General features: G+C 43.3%; 31 protein-coding genes. 13 read left to right on the top strand and 18 right to left on the bottom strand.

The annotated features are described in order from the left end of the window. Positions 1-94: 94 nt before the first annotated feature. The 5 genes from ADU24_RS09875 to ADU24_RS09850 form a co-directional block, all read right to left on the bottom strand. Positions 95-868 carry a Cof-type HAD-IIB family hydrolase gene (locus ADU24_RS09875; protein ID WP_053366470.1) on the bottom strand — a complete coding sequence of 258 codons (774 nt, stop codon included), beginning with the start codon at positions 866-868 and terminating at the stop codon, positions 95-97. 195 nt (positions 869-1,063) lie between these two features. Beyond that, positions 1,064-1,984, bottom strand: a complete 921-nt coding sequence (locus ADU24_RS09870; protein WP_053366469.1) for a phosphotransferase enzyme family protein — start codon at positions 1,982-1,984, stop codon at positions 1,064-1,066. A 120-nt stretch (positions 1,985-2,104) separates the two neighbouring features. After that, the gene (locus tag ADU24_RS09865; protein ID WP_053366468.1) at positions 2,105-2,551 is read right to left on the bottom strand and encodes an NUDIX hydrolase; all 447 of its coding nucleotides are present in this window, start codon (positions 2,549-2,551) and stop codon (positions 2,105-2,107) included. Positions 2,552-2,744: 193 nt separating this feature from the next. After that, on the bottom strand, positions 2,745-3,362 hold the full coding sequence (locus ADU24_RS09860; RefSeq protein WP_231689594.1) for a peroxiredoxin: 618 nt from the start codon (positions 3,360-3,362) through the stop codon (positions 2,745-2,747). 118 nt (positions 3,363-3,480) lie between these two features. Further along, entirely contained in the window at positions 3,481-3,972 is a 492-nt protein-coding gene (locus tag ADU24_RS09850) for a redoxin domain-containing protein (protein WP_231689686.1), read from the bottom strand. 105 nt (positions 3,973-4,077) lie between these two features. Between ADU24_RS09850 and ADU24_RS09840 the strand changes: the two genes are divergently transcribed. The 3 genes from ADU24_RS09840 (at position 4,078) to ADU24_RS09830 (ending at position 7,871) form a co-directional block, all read left to right on the top strand. Then, positions 4,078-5,400: an oligosaccharide flippase family protein gene (locus ADU24_RS09840; RefSeq protein WP_053366464.1), complete on the top strand. Its 1,323-nt coding sequence runs from the start codon at positions 4,078-4,080 to the stop codon at positions 5,398-5,400. Positions 5,401-5,521: 121 nt separating this feature from the next. After that, complete coding sequence (locus ADU24_RS09835) at positions 5,522-6,937, top strand: S1C family serine protease (protein ID WP_053366463.1); 1,416 nt, start codon at positions 5,522-5,524, stop codon at positions 6,935-6,937. Positions 6,938-7,226: 289 nt separating this feature from the next. After that, positions 7,227-7,871: a superoxide dismutase family protein gene (locus ADU24_RS09830; RefSeq protein ID WP_053366462.1), complete on the top strand. Its 645-nt coding sequence runs from the start codon at positions 7,227-7,229 to the stop codon at positions 7,869-7,871. 189 nt (positions 7,872-8,060) lie between these two features. On the opposite strand, the gene ADU24_RS09825 is transcribed toward ADU24_RS09830, so the two are convergent. From ADU24_RS09825 to ADU24_RS09815, 3 genes are all read right to left on the bottom strand, one after another. Beyond that, positions 8,061-8,495, bottom strand: a complete 435-nt coding sequence (locus ADU24_RS09825) for a hypothetical protein (protein ID WP_231689593.1) — start codon at positions 8,493-8,495, stop codon at positions 8,061-8,063. Between the two features lie 412 nt (positions 8,496-8,907). Beyond that, positions 8,908-9,975, bottom strand: a complete 1,068-nt coding sequence (locus ADU24_RS09820) for an undecaprenyldiphospho-muramoylpentapeptide beta-N-acetylglucosaminyltransferase (protein ID WP_053366461.1) — start codon at positions 9,973-9,975, stop codon at positions 8,908-8,910. A gap of 394 nt (positions 9,976-10,369) precedes the next feature. Next, positions 10,370-10,921 (bottom strand): HD domain-containing protein, encoded by a 552-nt coding sequence (locus ADU24_RS09815; RefSeq protein ID WP_053366460.1) that lies wholly within the window; start codon positions 10,919-10,921, stop codon positions 10,370-10,372. A gap of 166 nt (positions 10,922-11,087) precedes the next feature. On the opposite strand from ADU24_RS09815, the gene ADU24_RS09810 reads away from it, so the two are divergent. Next, positions 11,088-11,462, top strand: a complete 375-nt coding sequence (locus ADU24_RS09810; RefSeq protein WP_053366459.1) for a nucleotide excision repair endonuclease — start codon at positions 11,088-11,090, stop codon at positions 11,460-11,462. A 615-nt stretch (positions 11,463-12,077) separates the two neighbouring features. Further along, positions 12,078-12,671, top strand: a complete 594-nt coding sequence (locus ADU24_RS09805) for a DUF421 domain-containing protein (protein WP_053368870.1) — start codon at positions 12,078-12,080, stop codon at positions 12,669-12,671. 54 nt (positions 12,672-12,725) lie between these two features. Here ADU24_RS09805 and ADU24_RS09800 read toward each other — a convergent pair whose 3' ends face one another. Then, on the bottom strand, positions 12,726-13,547 hold the full coding sequence (locus tag ADU24_RS09800) for an STAS domain-containing protein (protein WP_053366458.1): 822 nt from the start codon (positions 13,545-13,547) through the stop codon (positions 12,726-12,728). Between the two features lie 488 nt (positions 13,548-14,035). On the opposite strand from ADU24_RS09800, the gene ADU24_RS09795 reads away from it, so the two are divergent. Next, the gene (locus tag ADU24_RS09795; protein WP_156324549.1) at positions 14,036-14,317 is read left to right on the top strand and encodes a hypothetical protein; all 282 of its coding nucleotides are present in this window, start codon (positions 14,036-14,038) and stop codon (positions 14,315-14,317) included. Positions 14,318-14,365: 48 nt separating this feature from the next. Here ADU24_RS09795 and ADU24_RS09790 read toward each other — a convergent pair whose 3' ends face one another. Next, a complete protein-coding gene (locus tag ADU24_RS09790) occupies positions 14,366-14,773 on the bottom strand; it encodes an NUDIX hydrolase (protein ID WP_053368869.1) in 408 nt (135 codons plus the stop codon). 85 nt (positions 14,774-14,858) lie between these two features. On the opposite strand from ADU24_RS09790, the gene ADU24_RS09785 reads away from it, so the two are divergent. The 5 genes from ADU24_RS09785 to ADU24_RS09765 all read left to right on the top strand — a co-directional run bounded on the left by ADU24_RS09785 (position 14,859) and on the right by ADU24_RS09765 (position 18,711). Then, positions 14,859-15,659, top strand: coding sequence for a sensor histidine kinase (locus ADU24_RS09785; protein WP_053366456.1), 801 nt, complete (start codon positions 14,859-14,861; stop codon positions 15,657-15,659). Further along, positions 15,652-16,290, top strand: a complete 639-nt coding sequence (locus ADU24_RS09780) for a response regulator (RefSeq protein ID WP_053366455.1) — start codon at positions 15,652-15,654, stop codon at positions 16,288-16,290. The genes ADU24_RS09785 and ADU24_RS09780 overlap by 8 nt, the downstream gene beginning before the upstream one ends. Positions 16,291-16,500: 210 nt before the next feature. Further along, positions 16,501-17,277, top strand: coding sequence for a FixH family protein (locus ADU24_RS09775; RefSeq protein WP_053366454.1), 777 nt, complete (start codon positions 16,501-16,503; stop codon positions 17,275-17,277). A 292-nt stretch (positions 17,278-17,569) separates the two neighbouring features. Next, positions 17,570-18,217: a hypothetical protein gene (locus ADU24_RS09770; RefSeq protein WP_053366453.1), complete on the top strand. Its 648-nt coding sequence runs from the start codon at positions 17,570-17,572 to the stop codon at positions 18,215-18,217. 179 nt (positions 18,218-18,396) lie between these two features. Next, complete coding sequence (locus ADU24_RS09765; RefSeq protein ID WP_053366452.1) at positions 18,397-18,711, top strand: hypothetical protein; 315 nt, start codon at positions 18,397-18,399, stop codon at positions 18,709-18,711. 115 nt (positions 18,712-18,826) lie between these two features. On the opposite strand, the gene ADU24_RS23645 is transcribed toward ADU24_RS09765, so the two are convergent. Then, positions 18,827-19,555, bottom strand: coding sequence for a BsuPI-related putative proteinase inhibitor (locus ADU24_RS23645; protein ID WP_053366451.1), 729 nt, complete (start codon positions 19,553-19,555; stop codon positions 18,827-18,829). A 153-nt stretch (positions 19,556-19,708) separates the two neighbouring features. Between ADU24_RS23645 and ADU24_RS09755 the strand changes: the two genes are divergently transcribed. Further along, the gene (locus tag ADU24_RS09755; protein ID WP_053366450.1) at positions 19,709-19,945 is read left to right on the top strand and encodes a hypothetical protein; all 237 of its coding nucleotides are present in this window, start codon (positions 19,709-19,711) and stop codon (positions 19,943-19,945) included. A 73-nt stretch (positions 19,946-20,018) separates the two neighbouring features. Here ADU24_RS09755 and ADU24_RS09750 read toward each other — a convergent pair whose 3' ends face one another. Then, positions 20,019-20,366, bottom strand: coding sequence for a hypothetical protein (locus tag ADU24_RS09750; protein WP_053366449.1), 348 nt, complete (start codon positions 20,364-20,366; stop codon positions 20,019-20,021). A gap of 104 nt (positions 20,367-20,470) precedes the next feature. On the opposite strand from ADU24_RS09750, the gene ADU24_RS09745 reads away from it, so the two are divergent. Then, positions 20,471-20,677 carry a zinc ribbon domain-containing protein gene (locus ADU24_RS09745; RefSeq protein WP_053366448.1) on the top strand — a complete coding sequence of 69 codons (207 nt, stop codon included), beginning with the start codon at positions 20,471-20,473 and terminating at the stop codon, positions 20,675-20,677. A gap of 682 nt (positions 20,678-21,359) precedes the next feature. Here the strand turns inward: ADU24_RS09745 and ADU24_RS09740 are convergent. The 6 genes from ADU24_RS09740 to ADU24_RS09715 all read right to left on the bottom strand — a co-directional run bounded on the left by ADU24_RS09740 (position 21,360) and on the right by ADU24_RS09715 (position 24,703). Next, a complete protein-coding gene (locus tag ADU24_RS09740) occupies positions 21,360-21,689 on the bottom strand; it encodes a hypothetical protein (RefSeq protein ID WP_053366447.1) in 330 nt (109 codons plus the stop codon). A 118-nt stretch (positions 21,690-21,807) separates the two neighbouring features. Continuing rightward, entirely contained in the window at positions 21,808-22,239 is a 432-nt protein-coding gene (locus ADU24_RS23000; protein WP_197277492.1) for a DUF4829 domain-containing protein, read from the bottom strand. A gap of 17 nt (positions 22,240-22,256) precedes the next feature. Continuing rightward, complete coding sequence (locus tag ADU24_RS09730) at positions 22,257-22,625, bottom strand: NUDIX hydrolase (RefSeq protein WP_053366446.1); 369 nt, start codon at positions 22,623-22,625, stop codon at positions 22,257-22,259. Continuing rightward, on the bottom strand, positions 22,622-23,572 hold the full coding sequence (locus ADU24_RS09725) for an aminoglycoside phosphotransferase family protein (RefSeq protein WP_053366445.1): 951 nt from the start codon (positions 23,570-23,572) through the stop codon (positions 22,622-22,624). The genes ADU24_RS09730 and ADU24_RS09725 overlap by 4 nt, the downstream gene beginning before the upstream one ends. Before the next feature lie 77 nt (positions 23,573-23,649). Further along, positions 23,650-24,120, bottom strand: a complete 471-nt coding sequence (locus ADU24_RS09720; RefSeq protein WP_053366444.1) for a hypothetical protein — start codon at positions 24,118-24,120, stop codon at positions 23,650-23,652. A gap of 85 nt (positions 24,121-24,205) precedes the next feature. Continuing rightward, the gene (locus ADU24_RS09715; protein WP_053366443.1) at positions 24,206-24,703 is read right to left on the bottom strand and encodes a GNAT family N-acetyltransferase; all 498 of its coding nucleotides are present in this window, start codon (positions 24,701-24,703) and stop codon (positions 24,206-24,208) included. Positions 24,704-24,737: the final 34 nt, after the last annotated feature.

The following is a 24,737-nucleotide window of genomic DNA, read 5'->3' as shown; positions in this document are numbered from 1 at the left end:
TATTTGATTTCATTCTTCAGCTACCCGTTTGCTTAATAAGAAAAAAGCTATATTAATAATTGAACAATCGCTGTCCAAACCAGGTATTAATATTTTAAATAATTCCAAACTTTTTTAGTGCATAGTCAATTCCATCTTCACTTGAGGGTTTAGTAACAAAGTCCGCAATATTTTTCAATTTTTCTTTACCATTCCCCATTGCTATACCTAAACCTACGAATTCCAACATATCAATATCATTTTCACCATCACCAAAGGCAATAGCTTCCGATTTATCGATACCAAAGAAATCTAAAGTTTTCATTATTGCTAAAGACTTTGAAACATCCTCCTGTAAAACATTTAACACATAAGGATGCCATCTTTTAAATTTTAGGTGCGGAAACTTTATTTTATACTTCTCAACTGCTTCATCATTTGCAAACAAACACAGCAAAAATACATCTTCTTTATGAATCGTGCCATAAATTTCAGGATACTCATTCAGAGACAAAGTTTCTCTCAAGGCGGTTAATATTTCCTTCTCCGCTACGCCATTCATACTGAACTTTTCTGTATAGAATGACAAGCCGTTATTCATTAATTTGGCAAATTCCATAACTTCTTGAACAATACTTTTATCCATTGGTACTTTATGTATAATTTCTCGAATGTGTTTCACGTATCCACCATTTGCTGTAATAAATGTTTCTATACCTAATTCCTGTAATTCCTTACACATTGATAAGGGCCTTCCTGTTGCAGCTACCACCCTAATCCCTTTGTTCCTCAAAGCTTCTATTGCGGCAATAGTAGAATGAGGAATGCTGCCATCATGGTGATTTGTAATAGTGCCATCAATATCAAAAAAAACAATTTTATAACTCATTAAGATCCCCTTTATATAAATATAGGTCCAATAAAAGTAAATCCTATCTAATAATCAGCCTTTATTTAGCTAACCTGCCCCTTACGTCCAATAAGGAATTCAACAAAAAAGGCCGTTAATCCTGCATGATTAACGCACCCGTATGTTTAAGTACTTTCTTTCACATGCTATTAAATTAATTACTTCCCCAGTGAGTTAAACAAAAAGCTTACCTTCTATTTGATTTCTATTTTCAAAAATCCATTGAAACATCGCTTTATTAAGTAGATAAATTTCATCGTTACTTGTAAAATAAGCCATAAATATAGTTTGAATACAAAGCATTACGTACCATATAGACTCTTTTTCATTAGTTGTTAAAGGATTAACTTGATTATAACTAGCTACAAAATTTCCAACAAAGGATATCCACATTTCCCTTAATTCCTCTTTAGAAAATACTTCACTTAAAACACTTGTGCAGCAATAACAAACATCAAGTATGCTAACATTGACCTCCACTATTTCATAATCTATTACACCAGAAAGACTGTTGTTTTTAAATATTATATTATGAATATGAGCATCCCTGTGGACTAACTTTTTTGGAAGAGAATTAACTACCTTATTTATATCCTCCTCCAATTGTCGATACACATTACGTAGTTCCTCTGAAGGATCGATTTTTTTAATTTCATTTACGGCAAAACCGTATACCATTTGGTATAAATCTTTAATAGGGTACTCGCTAAAAAAATCAGCAGATTCCATTATTCTATTTAAGTCAGCAATTGTTTCTCCAAGAAGCTTAGGTATTATAGGACTTCGCAAACTTTCTTCTGCCCCAAATGTGGAACCTTCAAGATAGTGGTATATACAGTAATGCGAATCTTTGTAAGGTATACTAAAGCACCCTTGTTTATTGGTTAGAGGAAAATGAGTTAAAAAATTGTTTTTTCTTAGGAGCTTTATGAGTTTTAATTCACTATAAAACTTTTTTAAATCATCCTTTCTCTTTATAATAAATTTCTTCTCATCATTAGTGAAAATTAATGTTGCTCGTTCAGAAAGCTTCTTAAATTTATGAATTTCAATATCCCAATGCGATGAAATATTATTAATATCCGAAAACTCCATATAACTAAAACTCCTCCCCCTTAGCCTTAATATATAGATTTATTGTATTAAAGAGAGTAAAGTCCTCTAACACCTTTGAATTCCTTAATGAACAAACCTCCCAGTTCGTTGAAGAAGGCATTAATCATAATTCTTTTTTACTTTGATGTGGGAAATACTCTTCTGGTTAGCAGTGATAAAGTCCGATATCCCCTCTGGATAAAATGGTCTCTCATTTAAATGATGAATTGCACGCCAAATGAGTTTGATCTTTGGATTCTCTTTATGTATGAATTCATTCTCGTTTTTATTGAAGCTTGAACACCAATGGATTAAAGTACAATCGTGCCTTTTCTTCCCATCATACTGAACAATACTTTCGTTTATACAAGCAAGTTCACCAACATCCAAATCTAAATCAAATTCTTCAATTAGTTCCCTCTTAATAGCCTCCTCAGCTGTTTCACCGAATTCAATACTTCCACCTGGAAGACGATAAAAACTTTCGTCTAAATCACATTGCACAAGAATTTTTGTCTTACCTTCATTTACAATAATCCCTTCAGCTCTTAGCAAAGGCTTATTCATGGAACCACTTCCTAATGAGATTTACATTTTAATTTCTACCTTCCAAATAATAATTCCTTCTATTCATTCATTTGATAGTCGATTCCTGGCTTTTCCGGAACTCCTTTTGCTCCTAAAACAAGAAATGAGTCCCGATTCCGTTCTTTTCGGGACTCATCTTATTCAAGCAGTACTCGGTATTCCATTACGCAAATTAATACTTCCCAATATTCTTCGGATCTCGTTTAATGCCCGGATTGCCTGGCACCCAATTTGCGGGGACGCCTTCCCCGGTCATGCGTCCGTATTGGATTCCTTGGATGACGCGGAGGATTTCGTAGACGTTGCGGCCGACTTCGGGCGGGTAGACGAATTTGGCACAGATTTTTCCTTCGGGGTCGATGATGACGGTTACTCGGAAGGTGGCGCCAGCCGTTTCATTCAAAGCCCGGTATGCTCGGCAGATTGTGTGGGTCCGGTCGCTCAGCAATGGAAATTGCACCTTCATCGCGGACGGGGATGTTTCCGTGAAAACCTTATGGGCGTACACGCTGTCTGTACTGATTGCCAGAATGTCTGTGTTATGTGCCTTGAGCTGATCATGAATGGCAGCGACCGCTGCCAGTTCTGTCGGTCAGACAAAGGTGAAATCGCTCGAATAAAAGAACAACACAACCCAGCGGCCGCGATAATCGGCGAGGCGGATTTGCTTCATCTTCTTCTCGCGGTTGTCATATGCCTCTGCTGTAAACAACGGAGCCATATCGTTAGTATGTGCGCAGGATGGAAGCTTCGATTCCCTTCCGTCCAACGTTTCCTTCTCGTTTGCCATTGCTGCACCCCCTGCTATCCGGATGGGACTTCGGAATGAATTAAAGCCGGTTTCTGAATAGTTTATGTAGGCGCGCAAAAAACCGTACCAATGGACTTTCTGGGTACGGTTTACGAACTTAATGGGTCTTTATTTTACCAAAAGCCTCAAAAACTGCTTCGTAATCGTCTTTCTTGTCTGCCTTGAACGATGTGTTCAGGTAGGCGATCTTCCCTTCTGTATCCACGATAAAGACGGATCGTTTCGCGACGAGGCCTTTGTCATTGTAGACGCCGTAATCCTTTACGGTTTGTTTCGTCCAGTCTGAGAGGAGCGGATACGGGAGTGTTCCCATGCTGGCCGCGAATACGCGGTGGGAGTGGATGTGGTCCACGCTGATTGCCAGGATTTCCGCGTTCAGTTCCTCGAATCGTTTGTAATCCTCTTTCCAAGAGGCGATTTCCTTAATTCAGCCAGGTGTAAAGTCCATTCCATAAAATGCGACAAGCACATTCTTTTTCCCAAAATAGTCGGATAGCGACAGTTTCTCGGCAGTTGTTGCTTCGAGTGAGAAGCCGGGTGCCTTGTCGCCAATTTTTAAAACATCCTCCAAAAGGCTTCCTCCTTCCATAATACTGCTGTTATTCTCCCCGATTTTCCCAACATTTAGCCTCGCTTGCCATTGGCTCATAAAAGTATGGCTCGTCTCATATCTTTTTATATCGGGGGTGAGGTCGTGAGTACATTTTTAAGGGGGACGGCAATCCTGATTTTTGCCGCTTTTTTGAGTGAGTGTGTTGAGTTCCTGGTAAATATGCAGCTGGCCAAGGAGTTGAAGGAGGAAGGCATGGGCCTGTACATGTCCGCCATGCCTGTCGTTTTCCTTATATTTATCCTGGCAAGCCTTGAGTTGCCGATTTCAATATCGAAATACATAGCCGAACATAAACGGGATACCCATTTGAGCCTTTTGAAACATGCGTTGCGGCTTGGGCTTGTTTCAACCTTCTTCTTTGTTATTGTTGTGGCGGTGGCAGCTTCGTTTCCATCAGTATTAAGCAGGTTTCCGGCTCATATCCACTGGCTGCTGTTCGCCCTTGTGCCAATTGCTGCTTTTTCGTCGATTGCCCGGGGTTACTTCATGGGAATCCAGCAAATGAGCAAAATCGCAGTTTCGAATTTTTTGCGGAAGTTCGCGCAGCTCGGGCTGCTCGTGGCGATTTTTCAGTTGTTTGATTCAAGCCTTGAAACCTCTCTTCTCATTGCTCTCGGAGCCTTGATTGGCAGTGAGTTGATTGTTTTTCTCTACCTATTCAGTTTTTTCCTAATTCAACTGCGGGTTTTAAAAACGCAGTCGCACGAACTCCTGTCTTCCAAACAGGCCCGGCAGAAGCTGATGGCGGTTTCGGTCCCCACTGTCGGCCTCCGGATTTTTCAGTCTTTCGTCAATGCGGTCCAGCCCTTCCTTATCCAGCTAACGCTTGTCCGGTCGGGATTTACGGCGCTCGCTGCTACTGAACATTTTGGGATGCTGATGGGTGTGGCGATGTCGATCGGTTTTTTTCCCGCGTTCATTGCCCATTCGCTCATGGTTGCGTTAATTCCGAATGTTTCCGATGCGTTTGCTCGGTCCGATTCGGCCAAGCTTCATGCCCTTTTGCGGCAGTCGATGTGGCTGACAATGCTGTATGGGACTGTTTCCGTGTTTGTGATGTACATGTTTGCCGGGCAATTGGCCTCGTTGTTCTTTTCATCCCCTGCCGCAGCCTATTATTTGAAAATGCTCTGGCCGTGTTTCCTGTTTCATTTTTTCATCATCCCGCTTCAGGCGTATTTAATCGGCGCCGGGTTGATCAAGGATGCTTTCCTGCACAGCATTTGGGCAAATTCAATTACGTTTGCCGTGGTATTCCTGTTCGGCTCGATGCCCGGCTTAAATATGGACGGAGTCATCCTTGGGATGAACGCCGGTGCTGTGCTTCAGGCACTGCTTCATTACTTTACCGTTTGCAAGCGGATTGGCGTGCGGACTTGGCTTGTGGAGGAGAAAATGCCTTGATGGGATGGTTTGGCCTCGAATATTTTCCCAACATATTAATGTTTAAATTTTCAAAAATCAGTAGGACAAACGCCCCTTTTTTATGGTAATATTTAGTTATTCGTGTATAGGGGGTCAATAGATGAGGAAAGTTTTAATGGCATTTTTATTTTTATTTAGCTCGACATTCTTTTTCAACGCCGAACAGGCATCAGCCGCAGATACATCTTTTTGCGCGCAGTTTAAAGGCCAGTCGAAAATTTTCTGGAATGGGGTTGAATTGAAGCCCGGCCAGATTGGCAGATTGACAGTTTTGCAGAATACGACGCTTTACAAGGTAAGCGGCGAGCAAAAAACAGCTTCAAAAACGCTTAAAAAAGGCGAGTTTTACAGAATCTATGCCTTTAAGCCTGGCATGCTGAGCGTGGGCGGCGGCTATTACGTTAACCGTGATGTTAAAGTAAAGTATGAAACCCCGAGCAAGGCAAAACTGGATGCGGTTAAGTGCATCAGCAATCCGGCTGGAACAACCACTCCAAAAGACAAAACTCTTACCATTCAGGAAATTGTCTCCCTAAACGATGATAAAGTTGTTTTACTGAATGGAAATGCTGGCCAGGGCAGCGGTGTCCTTATTAGCAAAAGCTTGATTTTAACGAATGAACATGTCGTAAGCCATAACCCGAATTTGACAGCACTTTTCATTAACGGCGAGGAAGTTGATATTGAAGGGGTCGTTGTGAAAGATGCCGACAAGGACCTTGCAATCGTCAAGCTCGCAACACCAGTAAATGTTAAGCCAGTTACCATGGGAACAGTGAAAAACAGCAAAAAAGGCGACACAGTCGTTGCCATTGGAAGCCCTGTTGGGTTGCAGAATACTGTCTCACAAGGGCTGATCAGCAGTTTCCGTAATGAAGATGGAGTCAGTATCATCCAAACGTCCGCATCCATTTCATTTGGAAGCTCGGGCGGGGGATTATTCAATACAAAAGGTGAGTTGATCGGAATTACAACTGCAGGAATTTTTGGCACGAGCCTGAATTTCGCCATTTCCATTGACGAATCATTTGTTTGGAAAAAATATCTGGCAGTAGAACATAAAAGCATACCGCTACTTCCAAAAGAAACGTTGAAGGTTTACTTAAATGATTATATGTACGTCGGCATGACGAAGGAACAAGTGAAACAAGCTAATCTGGTCTTCGGCAACCTGGCCGAGGAAACACCGGATTATCTCCTTTTTGATGAAATCTCGTATTACGATTACCCGGTAGTTGAAGTTTACAATTTCAAAAATGGTAAATTGGAGTCAGTTGCCGTACTTTTCTTGGTAGAGTTGAAGGACAATGCAGATGGAAAGGCCTTTTTCGATGAGCTTCTAGGCTACATCGAGGAAGATTGGGATGAAGCGGCAGATCGTGTCGATACAAATTGGGACGATAACATGATCGAAGCGACATGGAACGGTGATGACAGGTCTTCGGCGATGAGCCTGGTCGTCTTCCCTAAGGATGGCCAATTGGTCGCATCCGTAATATTTCATGTTGAGAAATAAGTAATCTTTTTAAAAAAGGCGCCTGCTCAAAATAATTAAAAGCCCTGAGTTAAAAAAGAGAGTGATGCTACTCTCTTTTTTTATGTAGCTAAACAAATATCTGCATAGTCGCAATAATGGCGCCCTTCAACATTTTACTCGAGGAGGAGCAGGAAAGAAGGTTCACATAAACTTGGCCCTCTAGACATAAAGTAGGAATTCTTTAATGTACAGAGCAATTCACTTTAAATAATGATTTACTCCTGTTAGTATAGTTGGAACATTCAACAAATTTAGAAAGGAGCATAAAATGAGTAAATATTGGGCGAAGCTTCTACTGGTAATTTCTGTGGTGATGGGGCTAAATGGATGTGCTGCAGGAGAAAAATCAGATGGCGAGAAAGCGACAAATACGGGAAATAAAGCTGAGAAGAGCGTAAATACAGAGGAAAAGACACGACCAGAAGCTAAAGCAGAACTAAAAGATGTGGAAAATAATACTGTAGGCACTGTAAGCTTTTTTGCTCATGACAATCATGTTCAGATTGTCGCCAATATAGACGGTCTAGAGCCGGGACACCATGGTTTTCATATCCATGAAAAGGGCGTCTGTGAACGTGATGCCAAGGAAGGCCCTTTCACAACAGCAGGTGGACACTTTAATCCAGATAAGAAAATGCATTCGGGGCATGCTGGAGATATGCCTTCACTCTATGTTAACGAGGATGGAACTGCTTCATATTCTGCAACGTTCGATCGCATAACCATTGATCAATTGAAAAAAGAAGAACTGGCTGTCATCGTCCATGCAAATCCTGATAACTTCGGCAATATACCTGATCGCTATCAGACAGAAGGAAAACCTGGTCCCGATGAAGCAACGATGAAAACTGGGGATGCAGGTGACAGACAAGCATGCGGAGTCATTTTGAGTACAGATGAAGATAAGAAATAGTAAAGTATAACAAAAAGAACCCTATACGAAGTTGTTTAACGGGTTCGGTTTTGAAGTACAAAATTTGAATTAGCCGACACATTAGCAGTAAAAAGAGCACGAAAAAGAGCTCGAAGCCATTATGATATGCTTCGAGCTTCCTTTATAGTAGTGCGCTGTTCAACTAAAGGACCCTTTAATTGAACAAGGTTACTTATTATTAATATGCAGTTCAAATGACTCTTCAAAGTCATCCCATTTTACATTTACTTTAATCACTTCATCCTTACTTACTTTTGCCCCACCTTTTGAACTACCTGAAGACGAAAATGTTACTTTTGATGGGGGTTCCGTGAACTCCTCAGTTCTTTTCCCACTACTACTAATAGTTTCATAAGAGTATTCAAGTTTTTGTAATGAAGACAACTCTTCTAAAGAACCTTTATATTTTAATACGAATTCATAGCTATCTTCGTTCGAATAAGTTTTTTTTCCGTCCTTTTCACCCCATTTTTCTGTTCCTTTATAGGAGTATTCAGCTTCCCAATGTTCACTTTCTCCACTAAATTGATAATCATTGGTCGTAGTTTCTGAACAAGCTGTTAAAAGCATTATTGTAAATAATAAAGTAATTATTTTCTTCAAATTTACTCTCCCCCCAAAAAATATTGAAGTGGAACATTCATACATATTACTTATTTCAACATACTTCTAATAATGCCTTTTCTTTCACTAAACTGTACCTTATGTAAAGAAGCTCCCTCTTTAATTTTAACATAAATATCCAAAAACTGCTTATCATATTCAGTACATTAATTCGCATAGTAATTAGATACGAATTCGCACGCTGACAATAACTTCAGTCACTCTGCTAAAATGGGTGCGAATTTGAGTACCAATACATGATTAAATGCACAGAACAAAAGGATGCAGTCCAATTCAGTTGCGAATTGGACTGCGAGTGGGTGTGCTAATTTAGTTTTGTACTCCAAAATCAAACCTTTTCTATTTGGCCTTTTTTTTACAAGATAAAGACTTCATATCGTTCCGGCAACACCTATCGGACCTTCGCTATCTCCTCAAGAAGCGTGTCAAGCGCGTTTTGCTTATAGGCGGCTTTCATCTTCTTTTTCACATCGGCGCTTTTATTTTCTAACTCCTCAAGAGCAGCCAGCAACGTCTCATCTGACAGGTTTTCTTCGTGTAATGTAAGGGAATAGCCCTTTTCCTCAAACGAGCGTGCATTCAAAATCTGGTCTCCCCTGCTCTGCTGCAGTGTCAGAGGGATGATCACCATTGGAATCTCAAGCGCAAGGAATTCGAAAATCGAGTTTGAGCCGCCCCGGGTGATGACCATGTCCGTCGCGGCCAGGATGTCCGGCAGTTCACCATGGATGTATTCGAATTGCCTGTAACCCTTCACATCCGAAAGGCTTTCATCCACATTCCCTTTCCCGCAAATATGGGCCAGCTGGAAGTGTTCCGTAAGCTGCGGCAACACGCTTCGGACCGCCTCGTTAATGCGCTTGGCACCGAGGCTTCCGCCCATTATCGTTATGACCGGCTTCCTTGAATCGAAGCCGAGATACTTCCGGCCTTTTTCGGCAGAACCTTTTAAGATTTCCCGTCTAATCGGGGACCCGATGGCGGTTGTTTTATTGGCCGGGAGGTATTTGACCGTTTCATCGAATGACGTGAAAATTTTCGTCGCAAACCGCTGGGATATTTTATTGGCGAGCCCAGGCGTCAAGTCGCTCTCATGAATGAAAATCGGTATTTTCAGCGTACGAGCGGCAATGACTACCGGGACGCTGACGAAGCCCCCTTTTGAAAACACGAGCCGTGGCTTCAATTTTTTCAAAGTCCGCCTAGCTTCAAAGCAGCCGCGAAGCACCCTGAAAATATCCTTCGCGTTTTCCATATCAAAGTACCTGCGGAGCTTGCCGCTGCTGATGCCATGGTATGGAATCCCCGCTTTCTCGACCAGTTCCCGTTCAATCCCCTTTTTGGAGCCGATGTATTGGATAGTCCATTTCGTTTTATCAAGTTCATTTATTAAGGCAAGGTTCGGGGTCACATGCCCGGCAGTTCCTCCACCTGTGAACACAATCGTTTTCTTTTTCATAATGCCTCCATTTTCAATCACTGATGTTCTATATGTATGCAAAGCCTACTGCTCATTTTAACATCTTTTCCGTACTGGTGGGAAATCGATTGGTCGGAGGAAATTTATTCGCAAAAATAGTGAAATCCTGTCGCAGGATTGAAGTGGTATGCTTTAACAAAAACAATGGCTGGCGTCTTAACTATTCCCAACTGTGTATTCCACGATACGATTATGATGGGATTGCTCAAGTCGGAATTCATTCCGATTAGTAGCTATGTTTTTTTGACAAAGAAAAGGCACGCTTGTGGTAAGCGGGCCTTTTTTGCTTCTTCGGCTTAAATTGGGCGGAAACTCTTCACTGCCTCCACCTTAATTGGCCGGGTCGGAAAATCTCCCCCCAAGCGATAGTGCATCAAAAAAGCTTTCCTTGTGGAAAAGCAGTCTCGACAGCGGATTTTAGTTCTTCTAACAGTGGGAAAGTGCCCTGGCTTCCGAGGCTGTCAATGAGGTTTCGGTAGTACCATTCCTGTTTGTCGCGGCCCCTATTGAACCGGCCCCAAACCTCCTCGCCTCCCTGAGCAACGTCATCCATAATGGATGAAATATTGTGAAGTTTATCGGCACAGGCGACAGCCCTGATTTCGTTGGTGGTTGTTTTTAAAAACTCGATCGTATGCTCCTTTCGCTCTTCCCAGCTGAGCGATTTGTCTGGTTCTGAGCAGCCAGCTACTATTTCTGCAACTGTCCGGCCGAAGCCTTTCTCGATATCCTCTAATGTAGCTTCGGTATCTTCGACTGTATCATGCAATATTCCCGCTGCGACCAACTCTTCATCATACCCGTACTTTAACAGCAGCATCCCGACCGCAACCGGATGGGAAATGTAAGGCGTTTTCGTTCCCTTTCTGTATTGCCCTTCATGTGCTTCGGCGGCGAACCGGAGCGCCTTATCGATCAAATGCATACTATTCCTCCTTCAAAGTGGAGCTTTTTTCGATTATAAGTAACTTTTCTTTTAAAAAATTCAATAAGAAAGGCAAAAATCCCTTTTGCTCTTAAAAAAATTTTGGGTACTCTTGGTTTCCATCCTTTTCTTGTGGTAAAGTAGGTGAAGACAAGGAAGTGATACGATGATAAAAATTGAATTGCCAGCTCCAGACGTCGTCCTTACTAGAAAAAAACAACTGGGCGAACCGGTGGAAGCACCTATCAGCAGCAAATACGGCTTTACCGACTATAACCGCATTCCGAGGGACAAAGGCGGAATCATCCTATTTTTCAACGCGGATGATGACCTGTTATTCGTAGGCAAAGCCCGAAAGCTTCGCCCCCGTGTGAAAAAACATTTTGAAGACACGGTATCTCCTTTGAAAAACCACCGCGACGAGATTCACAAAATTGCCGTAGTGGTGGTCGACGAGCCGATGGAGCGCGAAATTTACGAAACGTATGCCATCAACACCCTGAAAGCGAAATACAATATCGACAAAGTGTTTTACAAATAGGAAAGGCGCCCCCGATTGCGGAGGCGTTTTTCTTTTGGACACACAACCCCCGGAAACTTACTTTGCTGTCCAGGGACTAGGCCTCTTTGGACACACGCCCTCCCCCTTGGGCAATATAAAAAAGCTTTAGAGCCCGAACGGCAGTGTGTAGCGTGGCCTTCGGGCGTTAAATGAAGCTTTAGAGCCCGAACGGCAGTGTGCAGCCTGGCCTTCGGGCGTTAAATAAAGCTTTAGAGCCCGAACGGCAGTGTGCAGCGAGGCCTTCGGGCGTTAAATGAAGCTTTAGAGCCCGAACGGCAGTGTGTAGCGAGGTCTTCGGGCGTTAAATGAAGCTTTAGAGCCCGAACGGCAGTGTGCAGCCTGGCCTTCGGGCGTTAAAAAAGGCTCCCCGTGGAAATCCTCTTCATTGTCCAAACACAACACACAATTTGTTATCATCCTCCATAAACGGTGAAAGGCTCTGTTTCTGTTCCCGCCAAAAGCAGCTGAAACAAGATATGATTGAGCATTCTCATAAGCCCGCTCTCCCCTTTTACCTCATTCCCCTGAATAAGAATAGAATCGCCCAAAATGCAAAATTTAAATAGAAGACTTCTTTTCGAAAAAGGTGATGGTGTGGATTTTATTTGGCAGTCGGCCGTTTTGATTGTTGTGGGAATCATCCTTTTGAAAATTGCGGGACGGAAGTCGATTTCGCAGTTGACTTTGGCCCAGACGGTCGTGATGCTTTCGATTGGCATGATTATCGTGCAGCCAGTTGTGCAAAATAGTTTATTTAAAACCATTATCGTTTCGGCTTTTTTTATTTCGGCGGTTGTCGTTCTCGAATATATACAGGTAAAGTCAAATGCCATGGAAAAATTCATAACAGGGAAGTCGAAATTAATTATTAAAAACGGTGAACTTGATTCAAAGACGATGCGAAAACTGCGGATTACCGTAGACCAGCTGGAGATGCGGCTTAGGATTCACGGTGTCGCGAATTTAAAAGATATTAAAAATGCTTCCCTTGAGGTGAACGGGGAACTTGGCTATGAGCTAAAGGATGACGCGAAGCCGCTGACTGTCGGCGAATTTAAAAAGTTGATGGATATGTATTTCCCTGGCTTGCAACCACCCGCCGATGCACACAATGGGGACAAAAGCGATTTAAGCTTATTTGAAGAGCTGGATGGAGAGGAAAAGAAGAATCGGGGGTACCTTCAGTGAAAAGCCGCCCCAATTAAGTTGGTGGCGGCAACTTTTAAAAAAGAGAAAAGTGCGCTATAAGTATTTTTTCAGTGTTTCCTGCAGCGTTCCTTTTGTTTCGGCCTTATCGGAGAAATTAATGCCAGAGTGGACCATTTCCTTAACAAGGTCGGGGCGCATCCCGGTAATGATTGCTTTGCAGCCCATCATTTCAACGCCTTTCAGCACTTTCATGAACTGATCGATTACGTCCAATTCCATTGTGGCGATTCCGGATAAATCGATGACCAGAGATTGGACTTTTTGATTGCCAATTTCAATAAGGACTTTCTCCTCGATTGTCTGCATCCGGTAGGAATCAATCAGGCCAATCAGCGGCAATACCGAAACTGTCGGGCTGACAGGAATGATTGGAACAGACAGGTGCTCCACCAATTTGCGCTGGGTGTTCAAAAGTTCATCCTTGAATGTCGAGTAACTTAGGAAGAAATTGTTCAGAAACTGGTCAATTTGGTCATTGATTTTCTTTTCAAGAATAAAAAAATCCTCTTTTTCCAGGAAGCTGTTGCTATGTTCATCAAACCGTTCGACGAATTGCCAGAGTGTGCGGCGGATTGCCTGAATCCATTCAAGTTTGAAGGAAAGGGTCAGCGCATGCTCCGCCCAGATCTGCCCTTCCTGCTCGGCAAATTGAATTAATTCGACTTCTTTCTCTTCAACAACATAATTCACTAGCCTTTCCGCATTTTTCAAGAGATCGATGTTGCCTTGCCTAAGGATATCATTAATTTTTGAGGCCACCCCTACTGCTTCGGACAACAGCATTCCCTTAAACTCTTCGCGGTTCTCGAATACGTAATCCCAAATCTGGTTACCTAGATTGTATGTTGATACCATTATTTTCTCCCTCGACAATTTAATTTTTACTTTGAATATAGTGTTAATGAAAGTATACATTAGCTTCCTGTTTTTTTAAAAAATTTACACTTGGAAATCACAACTAGGAACCATTTACCAAATTTTCATCAAATAAATGCTTTGCATTAAGATACTCAAACAGGGTTAGATTTATATCCTGTTCTTTCAAGGGAGTCCTATGTTAAAAGCTCTTTATTTTTTCAAATTTTACAAAAGTATGAATATATGAGAATAGTCATTGCAATTAGACAGTTAAAAACTTACTATTTAAGTATAGTGGTTTATTTTGGTATTTGTGTAAATGTACTGCCAAACCCCAAGTGGAAAAGTTGGGAGGAATGCAATGGTCATTGTTTCCTGGCTATGTTATTGTATGGCCAGTTCAACGTGCGCTTCTTCTGCCGGCCTTTCGGATTTTGAAGTTGCATTTGTTCTACATAATAGATTCCTATAAGGAGATGTTCGATTTGGCCAAAAAAATCGCTCTTGTTGCCGTTATCATTGTGGCAGCTGGGATTTTGGCTTACTTTAACCCAACCGAAAAGGATTATATCACCTATTCGAATGAAAACCTGGTGGACTCCCACCCCGATGACATTGAAAAAACCAATCTGTTGATCTTTTCTATTTATACGCCTGTCCTGGATGAAAGGTATGGGATATCCCACCTCGGCATCATGGGCCAGTTCATAGAGCTTTCCGAAGAAAATTTCAACGTGCCGATTTGGCTGAAGTTCTTTTTCCGCTAGTACATACAAAACGACTGCCGGGACAGCCAGGCAGTCTTTTTTTAAAATTTACCCCTGAAACGTATATCCCGCCGGCTCCCTCAGAAGCTCCGCTACGCCACCTTTGTGGAACGGCAAGAGCGAGTCGGCTGTTTGCAAATCCATCCATCTGATTTCGGAAATTTCGTCTGGATGGAGAATTGCTACATCCCCTCGAATCGCTCTTGCTTCAAAGGTAAAAAACAAAACATGGTTTCCCCTGTCGGGCCGGAAAGCCTCATTCACAGCCAGAAGGCGCCCTGCTTCAGCAGCGAGTCCAGTTTCCTCCATCACTTCCCGAATGAGTGCTTCTGTCAATGTTTCCCCTTTTTCCACCGCGCCGCCGGGAAGTGTCCAGCCGGCTCCTACATTCCTTACCATAAGCACTTTGTTTTCATTGTTTACTATTAATCCATACACAACATCGACTCGTTCCACCCGTTTCTCCCCCACCCAATTCATTATTTCTCAACTCCAAGTATGATATAACTAAGATAAGAACGCTAATTTTGGAGAGATAACGATGTCCTACCGGTATTTAAAGATTGCAAGCATCCTCCTCCCCACGATCCTGATTGGCGGGTTCGAGTTTTTGCGCCATGGAATTTTCCTTGACCATGTTTCAATGGAGACGGGGAATTATGTGATTACCCTTCTGACTTTCCTCATTTCGTGTGTTTATACTTTCTGGATGTTTCGGGTGATTGAGGTGAAAAATAAACGGATTACAAAGGAACGTGAAGTTCACGCCATTTACGAGGAGCGCGAACGGCTTGCGAAGGAGCTGCACGACAGCATCGCCCAATCGCTGTTCCTGATGAAGGTCCATTTAAAAAAAGAGAAAATCAATGAAGCGGGTGCGCTGGCAAATTCAATTGATACCCAGCTGAGGCAGGCCATTTTTAACCTGCGGCTGACTCCTGATGAAGGGATTTCTTTTGAAAAAAGAATCAGCCACTGGCTCGACAACTGGAGCGCTGTTTCCGGAATTGATGCCGACGTGGAAGTCGGTGTGGCCGAGGATTTCTTTTCCGCTTCCGAGGAAGTAATCCTGTTCGGAATTATCCAAGAAGCCTTTACGAATATCCAGAAGCATTCCGCGGCAACTTCCGCCTCCCTGAAACTTTCCGGGGAACATGGCCGTTGGGAATTATTGATTGAAGATAACGGGATTGGATTCAGCCCGGATGAAGTGAAGCACGCCCATTACGGGCTAACGATGGCGAGGGAGCGGGCTGACCTCCTCCAAGCCAAGCTCGACATCCGTTCGGAGCCCGGCGCAGGTACAAAGTTTAGTTTGAAAGGAAACAAATGTGATGGATAATATTTGCCGTGTTCTTATATGTGATGACCACCCGCACGCGCGCGAGGCAATTTCTGCGATGCTTGACGGGAATGAAGATTTTACGATTGCCGGACAAGCCCGGAACGGCCAGGAGGCAATCGAGCTTTGCAGGAAGCTCAATCCGGATCTCGTCCTGATGGATATCAACATGCCCGGTGTCAGCGGCCTTGAGGCTACGAAACGGATTAAGGAAGAATTTCCTTCGCTTAAAATCATTATGCTTAGCGTTTCCGATGACGTAGCCGACTTGTTTACGGCCGTTCAGTACGGAGCCCAGGGCTACCTCCTGAAAAGCATGGATCCGGATGACTGGCTCCATTACCTCCGCGCGCTCCTGCAAGGAAAAGATGACGCCGCCCGCAACCTGGCGGGAAAATTGTTCGGCCAGTTCAGGGGGGTTGAGCCTGCTGATCTAGCAACTTCCCTCACTCCAAGGGAAAAGGAAATTCTCCTTCTAGTAAAAGAAGGGCTGACAAACCGTGAAATTGCGGAGAGGCTGTCGATTGCTGAAAACACGGTGAAAAATCATATAAAAAACCTTTTGGAAAAGCTGGAACTTGATAATCGCGTCCAGCTTGCCGGCTACGCCGTAAGGCATAATTTGGCCTAGAGGTTGAGGCCTGATTGCGATGGCCAATTTTCTCAAAAAGAGGCCTTGAACGGAGCCGAAAACGCCAATTGTCATAATTTCGCCATAGTTTGGTTGCGAGTGTAGCCCTGTTGAGCCATTAAAGGTTCTATGGTTATAGTGTAAAATAGGCATATACACGAGTGAGCCGGGGTGCCTGGCACTTAACTACTTATGACGAGGGGACAGTTTATGAAGAAATTATTGTTTTTGCTTATTGGGTTAATGGCGTTTGCATTGGCGGCGTGTTCCGATGCGAAGGATAATGATAAGAGTGCGGGCGATGAGCTTCCGAAGATGGTCGAAGTTTCGATTCTGCTTCCTGAAAAAATCGACCCGAATGTGGAGACTGAGATTAAGGCGCATGTGACGCAGGATGGAAAGAATGTCGAGGATGCGAACGAGGTTAAGTTCGAGGTTTTCAAGAATGGCGACAAAGAGCACGAGATGATTGAGGCAAAACATGCTGGCGACGGCATTTATACGATTAAGAAGACGTTTGCCGAGGCTGGCCATTATGTGGTGATTAGCCATGTAACTGCCCGGGATATGCATAATATGCCGAAGAAGGAGTTTGTCGTCGGCAATCCTTCAGAGGAAAGCGCGGATGGGCACGATCACCATGAATCCGGTGACGGGCATGGGTCTGCGGAAGGACACGATCATGGGCATGGGCACGGCTCTGTTGCAATTGACTTCCCGGTGACTTCGGCTGCTGCTGGCGAGGAAACGCTTCTAAAAGCGGACATTCAGCATGAAGATAAACCGCTGACAGGTGCAAGGGTGACATTCGAAGTGTGGAAGGAAGGCGTGAAAAAGCATGAGTTCCTCCCAGCGAAGGAAACGGCTGGCGGCTCGTATGAATTGAAGCATGCTTTCCCTTCCGCGGGCGATTGGACGGTCAATGTACATGTGGAAAAAGGCGATGACCTTCATGAGCATCAGGAAAAAATCGTTACGGTAAAATAATGTTGAAAACCAGCAGGCGCAGGCTTGCTGGTTTTTTTGTAATAGAGGATATCGATTTTACTGGAATTAGAATAGTAAGCAATCTGGTAATTAATTTTGAACAGCGACATGCTTGGAGCCATAGTTTGCTCCAAGCAATTTTAGTTTGTTTTAATGCATTCGAAATAATGCTGCCCTCGTATTTTTAACATCCTTCCTCGCTGACTGGGCTACTCACAATATAAACTCATATAATAATCCTATTTTGCATATTAATTATAGAATAAAATTTTTATGCCCAGGAGGTAAAAGGATGGGTTCAACCATTTTCAGGTTAAGTGGAATTTCCTTAATCCTTGGATCAGCAATTATGGTTTATAAGGCATATTTTTTTCCCGACCTTTTGGAACTTGATCAGGTTGACAGTTTTTTAGCCACAGTGAATAACATTGCCCTTCTGTTGCTTTTTGGGATAATATTTTTGTTTCTCGGTTTTATTGGAATATATGGAAAAATAGCCTCTAAAGCAGGCGTCTGGGGACTTATTGGATTTGTTTTTTTGTTTATTTATATCCTTTTGTACGAAATGACGACATTTACTTTACTTTCTTCGGTTGCACCAGTTGTCTTTGATGGCGTAACCACCCAGGTGACATTTAAAGAGGCAGATACATTTATGACGAACGTGTTTGATCATTCCGTTTTCAAGTATTTTATCTTCTTTATTCCTTTAGCTTTTTTTGGTTCTCTTGGTTTTGGGCTAGGTACACTAAAATCTAAAGCTTTACCAAAATGGCTCGCTTATACAATGTTTCTTGCTATGATAACACCACTTCTGGGATTTATTCCTATTCCTTTTCTACAATTATTCTTTAATAGTGGAATATTTTATTTAGGTTTACTTTGCTACGGCATTGTTGCCGCCTTTCAAAAAAACCAAGCAGAGACCTTGAACGCTTAAGATCTAATGTTAAGAAAAATTATTTAAGCACTGCAAAATTTTGCAGTGCTTTTTAATTTGCGTTTAATTCCATATCTTTTTTACCTTTAGCCGACCTTTCGAAAAATCGGCTGCAATTGATGTTTACCAATTGATGGTTTTAGTGTAAAATTACACTATACAATGGAGGGGTTGATAAGATGAGTGGTGAAACTTTGCCTGGTTGGGTGTGGCTCATTTATTACGCGTTTCTAATTGTTACTTTTTGTATATCAGTCTACAGCGTTGTTAGCAAGAAAAACATTGCCCTTTCCATCGTGAATATTATTGTAATCCTGACTGTTCCAGTAGTGTCGCTCGTAAAGTCAATCCCAAGGACAGCAGGAAACGAGCTGGAATTCCTCTTTAAATCTTTATTTGAGGGTTCGGTTTGGGCCTTCTATGTGTTGGCGGGTTATTTGTTTATCGCCGGCTGGTGGGCAATTTTTTTAAAATCAAACGTGGCAAGGAAATAGTGAGTTAGAAGGTTCTGGAGTTCTGGCAAAACTAACAGGGTTCTGAGGCAAAACGAAAGCCCAGCCCCTTTTTGAAGGTTCTGAGCTTTCATTTGCTGTGCTATTATGGAAGTTCCTATTTCAATTCTACCTTAGTTGCTGTTTTCGTTACCCCGTCATCGGTATAAGTAACGGTCATTGGATGATCCGGTTCGGTCGTTGACAGCTGGTTTAGGATGGTTTCGTCGATTTGCAGGGAGATTGCTTCACCATTTTTGTCTATGACTTCAATTGTATGGTTATCCGCAAGGCCGACATACGTTACGTCCTCGGTAACCGTCTTATTGGCAACGGCTTTGCTGTCCCCAGGCCAATCGACTCTTGTTACGGTTTTAAGCTCTTCCGCCCCTTTTGCTACCGGCCATACTTCGAGAGTGTATTGGCCTTTTGCTAGTCCTTTGAATCCTTCTGAAGCATCGACCTCAACCTCAACGCTTTCGGATGGCTTCACTTTCTTCTCGGTTACTGCCTGGGCGAAACTTTTGTCCTTTGAAAAAGTGTATACGACATTTCCTGAACTGTCTTTAATGTTGTAATCGTACACCTGCGATGATCCGTTCTCAAGCACCACTTCCTGATCGCTTGTATTTTTCAGCGTTAGCTTGTATTTCACATCTTCCTGTGAGCTGCTTTCCTGGTCTAGTGAAACATCAATTGCTTCGTTCGGTTCTGCAGGTGTTTCCTTATTCACAGAGCCGCCGGTATTGACAACTTTTTTCTCAGTGCTTTCCTCTTTTGACCCGCAAGCCGTCACGCCAATTGCGAGAAGAAGCACTACTGATGTTTTCAAAATCGTTTTCTTCATGTCATTTACCACCTTTATGTGTTTGATATTATGTTAGACGGAGGAGTCGTTGGAAAGTTACATTTGAATAGCAAATTGAGTCTAATGGCCTTTTAAATTGCCATTCCCTTCTAAAGGAGTTTAAAATAGTAAAAATAGATAGGAGTGCATTTTATGAAGCTGAAATCTTTTCTCGTTTCGTTTGCCGCGTTCGTTGGGACGGCTGGCATCCTGTATGCAATCGGACACATTTTTTCGATACCACTACTCATGTTCCGGCATGAATTCACCTCGGATTCAGACGGGTTCTTTATGAACATCGGCTCCCTTTTACCAATTGTGATTGGGCTTGCCACAAGCTTTGTTGCTGAAAAATACTATCTCTCTAAAGTAAAGAAAAATCTTGGCTGATGTCCCGGCCAAGATTTTTTTTTATGGACGAACCTTTTTGAATATGCGGTGAATGATTAAATCGTCTGACCTTTTATCCAGCATGCTTTTCGCCAGCATGTTGTTTTCCGGCCGGCCTCACTGCCTTGAATACCCCAAAAAGGAACACGGCCATTGCAAACGCCCAAAAAACGCCTGCCAGCCCGATATTCAGGGAGGCTTCCTCTGATTGCATCGTTTCCGGCACTCCGCTCCTCACCACATTAATCGCCTCAAGAAGAAAGTAGCCAGCGGACAAGAAGAAAATCAAAAACACAATGAATGGAATCATTTTAGCTGATTTATAACGGATCATGAAGAAAACAAGCAAAAATAGTGTCACCGCCATTACGCCATAAAAACCAATTGTGAGCATCCCTGGTACTTCCTGCTCAAGAGGCATCAGGTTCCCTCCTTGCCATTTTCTTTATCTTACCAAATTTTTCTTCATGGGACCGAATCTTTTACAGTTAATCCCCGTATCATACTCAAGGAGGAGTGATGACGATGGAGAACAAAGGATGCATTAAATGCGGCAGCAGGGACGCAGGATCAAAGGATGTTGCGATGACAGGCACCGGCCTTTCGAAAATGTTTGATATTCAGAAAAACACATTCACGGTAATATATTGCAGGAATTGTGGCTATTCCGAGTTTTACAACGTGAATACAAGCATGGGTTCCAATCTACTCGACCTGTTTTTTGGCGGGTGAACTAAATTTAATTAATATCGAGGGCTTCCATTTGGAGGCCTTTTTAATTAACGTTTACTTAAAAGTTGGCCTGGTTGTCCAAGCTTGGTCCATCCGCCGGAGAAAAACCGGTTCCTTCAATACGGGTTTACGATTGTGTTAAGGTGCTGGATTTTCATATGTAATGGACGGCTGTATATTTTTAATTCGAAAAGTAAGTTGATTCTGACTCCAGCGGTAGAAACGGCAAGGTGAAGACTCTACGGAAGTAAGTTTTCTATATACCTAGTACTTAAACGCTACTCTATCATAAATTACCGAAATGAAGAATCTTGAAATTATTAGGAATTTAATATTAATTTCCGGATAAAAAGGGGAGAAATTCCGGATAAAATTGTGAACTCTCCTGGTAAAGTTGTGAACTTTCCGGATAAAACCGAAAAATCTCCGGGAATCGCTAGCAGCCTGCTAGCAAATGCAGAGAGGTTTCTACCGATTCTGTACAAAAGGTTATACAATGATGCTTTCTTCAGCCCATCGCCATGCTACATGGTTTTTTCACGCAGTAATTCCAGGTAGTTTCTTTAATCACCGTTTAAACCTCAGGACAGGCAAAAGGCAGCCTGTCCCTGGGATCATTATTCTCAGAGGTATTTCTTACGGAGCGGAAACCATCCGCAATATTCCAAAGAGAAAAAGCCGCTCAGGCTTTGCGATCTTTCAGAATGGTGTGTATGTCCCTTGCCGTCATGTCCACTGCCTGCTGGAATGTATTGACGTTGTTTTTTTTCCAAAAGTCAAAGACCTTAAGCAATGCGTTCCGATCGTATACTTTGTTGGCGAATGTTTTATAGAAATAGACGAGGAGAACATTGACGATTTCGGAGGGCTGTCTATTTTTTACAAGGACGCGCCTTAGCGCAAGCAAATCGAGCCCTCGGACTTTGCCCCCGGTTACGGTGTGTAGGACCTCAAACGGGCATGAATGCCTGCATTTTTCGTATAGGTTCAATTCTTTCTCATCGAGCACCATGCCCGCTCCCCCGCTCTTCTGAAATGGCTTTCTAGTCTCATTATAAACGGCGAGGAGGCGGGTTCCTATACTACTATAGCAGTTTTATCGTACTMCCATAGTAGTAACTTTTAATGATTCAGTATCCCCTATCATCGACCCGCCAGTTATCTGTTTTGCTGTCCCTTATTAAGATCCATTTCCAGCCGGTATGGGTTGAATTCGGCTCAAAGGTTTCTTCGGCGCCCCATGAGTTTACTTTAAAATTTGAGAACAGAACGATCGCGTTTTCCGGATTGACCCCGTTTGATGCTCCCCTTCCATGCTTCAAATAGCCTTCTATCTCTTTCTCGGAATCTTTTTCGGAGTACCATATATCGGTGAGTTCACATCCTCTATAGCTCCAAAAATTTCTCTTTACGGCTTTTACCGCATCATTTATTTCCTCGGTGGAAAACTTTTGGGATTTTTCGATGTTCACGCTGGCATTATAGGTTTTGCCAATTTGTGTGTAAAACAAAATGGCAAGTACGGCAACAATAACACCAACTATCATTCTGGCTCTTTTCATCTCATCCCCCCCCTTTCTTATCGTGTAGGCAAGTTCAACAATTCAAGTACCGGCATGGTGTAGCTGTCGAATTTCTCCTTATCATCCATGCTGATCCAGGCTGCCTCAATGATGTCGTTGTTTGCTTCGTGCTCCTTGTCCACATATAGACTGCCGCCAATGACTTCCGCTTCAAATGTATATTTGGAGGTGTTTTTCATCAGGAGCCTCGTAATAGCGACTTCATAGCCGGTTTCTTCTTTAACTTCCCTTATGCATGCCTGCTCGGGTGTTTCATAGCCCTCGATTCCGCCACCGGGAAAGTTCCAAACAATATCGCCCCTTTGGACATATTGTTTTACCATGAGGACGTGGCCGTTTTTAATGATGACGCCTTGTGAAATCATATCTGCGCCTGCTTTCCAGCTGGTTCGGAAGCTGATTCTTCAAGGAGCTCCCTGAACCAAAGCACGCATTGATACGTATTTTCCCAATCAGTTTTATCTTCTACGCACCAGCAAGCGTATAGCGTTGCGAGTGCTATTGCTGCTTTCAAAAGCAATTGCCTGTCCATTGAAAACTCGTTGCAAATCAAGTCAACCCTAAGTTTTAGCAACTCTTTAGGATTGGGCTTTTCATTTACATAGTTTACGAGGAAGGAGACGATATCGAAATACGGGTGCCCGGTAACGCCTTTCGGGTCAATCGCCACCCAGCCGCGGCCTTCCGCATAGAGGATGTTCTCGTGATGGAGGTCGCCATGGAGAAGCTGCTCCTCCCCCAACTCCGCAAGTTCTTTGAAAAATGCTGCCGCCGTGTCGACTGCTTTAAATGGAATCGGTTCCCCGCCTTTCGGGAACATGGCTCTGTACCTTTCAAGACCGGAAGCCCAGTCCATTATCGAAGGAAACGTTCCGGCTTTAGGGATGGGTGTGCGGATTTTTTTCCAAACGGTGATGTATTCCCTTGTCGCCTGCTCCTCGTCCTCTATTTTGGACAGGTTTTGGCCAGGTACAAGCCGCTCAAGCAGCATAGCGCCATTTTCGGCATCCTCGGCGAGCAGTCGCGCAAAAGAGTTCCCGTTGTATGCCTTAATAGCCTGGATTTCATTTTTGAAATCTCGATTTGGCACGCCAAGCTTTAGGATGACCGGAGTTCCATCCGCATCCTTCGCTGTTGTCACATAATTATAGGAAAGATTCGGCACGGGGCTTTCAATTGCAAGCTCCCATTTCTCGGTGTAATGCATGATTTGGCCATCCAAGCCCGCGAGCCACTTTTCGCCCTCCTCCCCAAACGCACCGGTAATCTTTGTGATAAAATCCTTCGGCAAATCCAATTTATCAAAACTCATCAGCGACTCTCCCTTTGGATGTTTAATGCCAGGCACCATTATGGGACAGAAACATCCACATATGGTACCTGGCGGCTTTATTTCTTTTTCCAATCGGGGTTGGCCGATTGGATGAATTGCTCAATTTCGTCCCGCTGTAGCTTTCCTTTGATGATTTCATAATACGTTCCGTTTATTATGAGCGGGTCGATGAACGTGATGGACAAGAATTTCTTCTTTCCTTCATAAAAATCGGCGGCGTGGATCCAGCCAACACGTGCCTCTGGATTCACCTCTTTTTTCACAACATAGCCGTCGAGCTTCCCAATGAACTCGGAAATTTTCCCGGCATCCTCAAGGCTGAATGGCTGATTCATTCCCCTTCCGTCACGGAACACAATTTTTGTCGTACTGTCCAGCTTCGCTCCAGCAGCATCTGACAGGGTCTTTTCCTTATTTGCCGCGTTCCCCGAAGCGATGAAAAAAAGCAACAGCGCAAGCAGAATAGCCAGCAGGACCACAAACCATTTTTTATTCAGAAAGCTGCCTTGGTACGCCCTTTTCCTCAAAGGAATCCCCCCAATTGGCTGTAAATTCACTCATTAACGTACTACTATTCAAACTTTGACAGCTCTATTCCTCCGTGGCCGTTTTTCAGAGTGCGAGCACCATCAAATCCTCGCTGTAAAGCTTGTCGTCTATTTTCAGCGCTGACTGGTCAACTCCGTACGTCACAAATCCGAGTGATTCGTACATTTTTTTGGCCGGCATGTTGGTGGATGTGACAGCGAGATAGACGTGCGTGACCCCCTCCAGCTTCCTGGTGTAATCAAGTAATGCGTTGACCAGATTTTTCCCAACACCTGCCCTTCTGAACTTGGGCGCAACATACATGGCGACAAGGGATACCCGGTGCTTGAACTTCTTTTTCGTTTCGGGGAAAAGTGTAACCGTTCCTGCCAATTCGTCCTCGATAAAGGCTCCGAACGTCACAGCGGGCCCGTTGCTGAAACGTTCCTCAAAAAAGGAAAGCGGATATTCGAGTTCTTCCTCATAGCTAGAACCAAACGCCTCAGGATGGCTGCGCAACGCTTCAAGCCTGGTTGTTCGGTATTTGGCTGCGTCATTAAGGGTAAGTTTTCTAATCTCCATTATTCGGTCCTCTTTTCGTAAAAATAGAATACGC

The organism is Bacillus sp. FJAT-27245 (genome assembly GCF_001273955.1).
Classification (GTDB): domain Bacteria; phylum Bacillota; class Bacilli; order Bacillales; family Cytobacillaceae; genus Bacillus_D.
Note: the sequence above shows the minus strand (reverse complement) of the source record. Positions and strands in the feature narration are given on the sequence as shown.

Bases quoted from the DNA above. Each gene is read 5' to 3' on its own strand.
- ADU24_RS09875 (WP_053366470.1), bottom strand. From the start codon at position 868: ATGAGTTATAAAATTGTTTTTTTTGATATTGATGGCACTATTACAAAT.
- ADU24_RS09870 (WP_053366469.1), bottom strand. From the start codon at position 1,984: ATGGAGTTTTCGGATATTAATAATATTTCATCGCATTGGGATATTGAA.
- ADU24_RS09865 (WP_053366468.1), bottom strand. From the start codon at position 2,551: ATGAATAAGCCTTTGCTAAGAGCTGAAGGGATTATTGTAAATGAAGGT.
- ADU24_RS09835 (WP_053366463.1), top strand. From the start codon at position 5,522: ATGAGGAAAGTTTTAATGGCATTTTTATTTTTATTTAGCTCGACATTC.
- ADU24_RS09830 (WP_053366462.1), top strand. From the start codon at position 7,227: ATGAGTAAATATTGGGCGAAGCTTCTACTGGTAATTTCTGTGGTGATG.
- ADU24_RS09820 (WP_053366461.1), bottom strand. From the start codon at position 9,975: ATGAAAAAGAAAACGATTGTGTTCACAGGTGGAGGAACTGCCGGGCAT.
- ADU24_RS09815 (WP_053366460.1), bottom strand. From the start codon at position 10,921: ATGCATTTGATCGATAAGGCGCTCCGGTTCGCCGCCGAAGCACATGAA.
- ADU24_RS09810 (WP_053366459.1), top strand. From the start codon at position 11,088: ATGATAAAAATTGAATTGCCAGCTCCAGACGTCGTCCTTACTAGAAAA.
- ADU24_RS09800 (WP_053366458.1), bottom strand. From the start codon at position 13,547: ATGGTATCAACATACAATCTAGGTAACCAGATTTGGGATTACGTATTC.
- ADU24_RS09785 (WP_053366456.1), top strand. From the start codon at position 14,859: ATGTCCTACCGGTATTTAAAGATTGCAAGCATCCTCCTCCCCACGATC.
- ADU24_RS09780 (WP_053366455.1), top strand. From the start codon at position 15,652: ATGGATAATATTTGCCGTGTTCTTATATGTGATGACCACCCGCACGCG.
- ADU24_RS09775 (WP_053366454.1), top strand. From the start codon at position 16,501: ATGAAGAAATTATTGTTTTTGCTTATTGGGTTAATGGCGTTTGCATTG.
- ADU24_RS09770 (WP_053366453.1), top strand. From the start codon at position 17,570: ATGGGTTCAACCATTTTCAGGTTAAGTGGAATTTCCTTAATCCTTGGA.
- ADU24_RS09765 (WP_053366452.1), top strand. From the start codon at position 18,397: ATGAGTGGTGAAACTTTGCCTGGTTGGGTGTGGCTCATTTATTACGCG.
- ADU24_RS23645 (WP_053366451.1), bottom strand. From the start codon at position 19,555: ATGAAGAAAACGATTTTGAAAACATCAGTAGTGCTTCTTCTCGCAATT.
- ADU24_RS09755 (WP_053366450.1), top strand. From the start codon at position 19,709: ATGAAGCTGAAATCTTTTCTCGTTTCGTTTGCCGCGTTCGTTGGGACG.
- ADU24_RS09750 (WP_053366449.1), bottom strand. From the start codon at position 20,366: ATGCCTCTTGAGCAGGAAGTACCAGGGATGCTCACAATTGGTTTTTAT.
- ADU24_RS09745 (WP_053366448.1), top strand. From the start codon at position 20,471: ATGGAGAACAAAGGATGCATTAAATGCGGCAGCAGGGACGCAGGATCA.
- ADU24_RS09740 (WP_053366447.1), bottom strand. From the start codon at position 21,689: ATGGTGCTCGATGAGAAAGAATTGAACCTATACGAAAAATGCAGGCAT.
- ADU24_RS23000 (WP_197277492.1), bottom strand. From the start codon at position 22,239: ATGAAAAGAGCCAGAATGATAGTTGGTGTTATTGTTGCCGTACTTGCC.
- ADU24_RS09730 (WP_053366446.1), bottom strand. From the start codon at position 22,625: ATGATTTCACAAGGCGTCATCATTAAAAACGGCCACGTCCTCATGGTA.
- ADU24_RS09725 (WP_053366445.1), bottom strand. From the start codon at position 23,572: ATGAGTTTTGATAAATTGGATTTGCCGAAGGATTTTATCACAAAGATT.
- ADU24_RS09715 (WP_053366443.1), bottom strand. From the start codon at position 24,703: ATGGAGATTAGAAAACTTACCCTTAATGACGCAGCCAAATACCGAACA.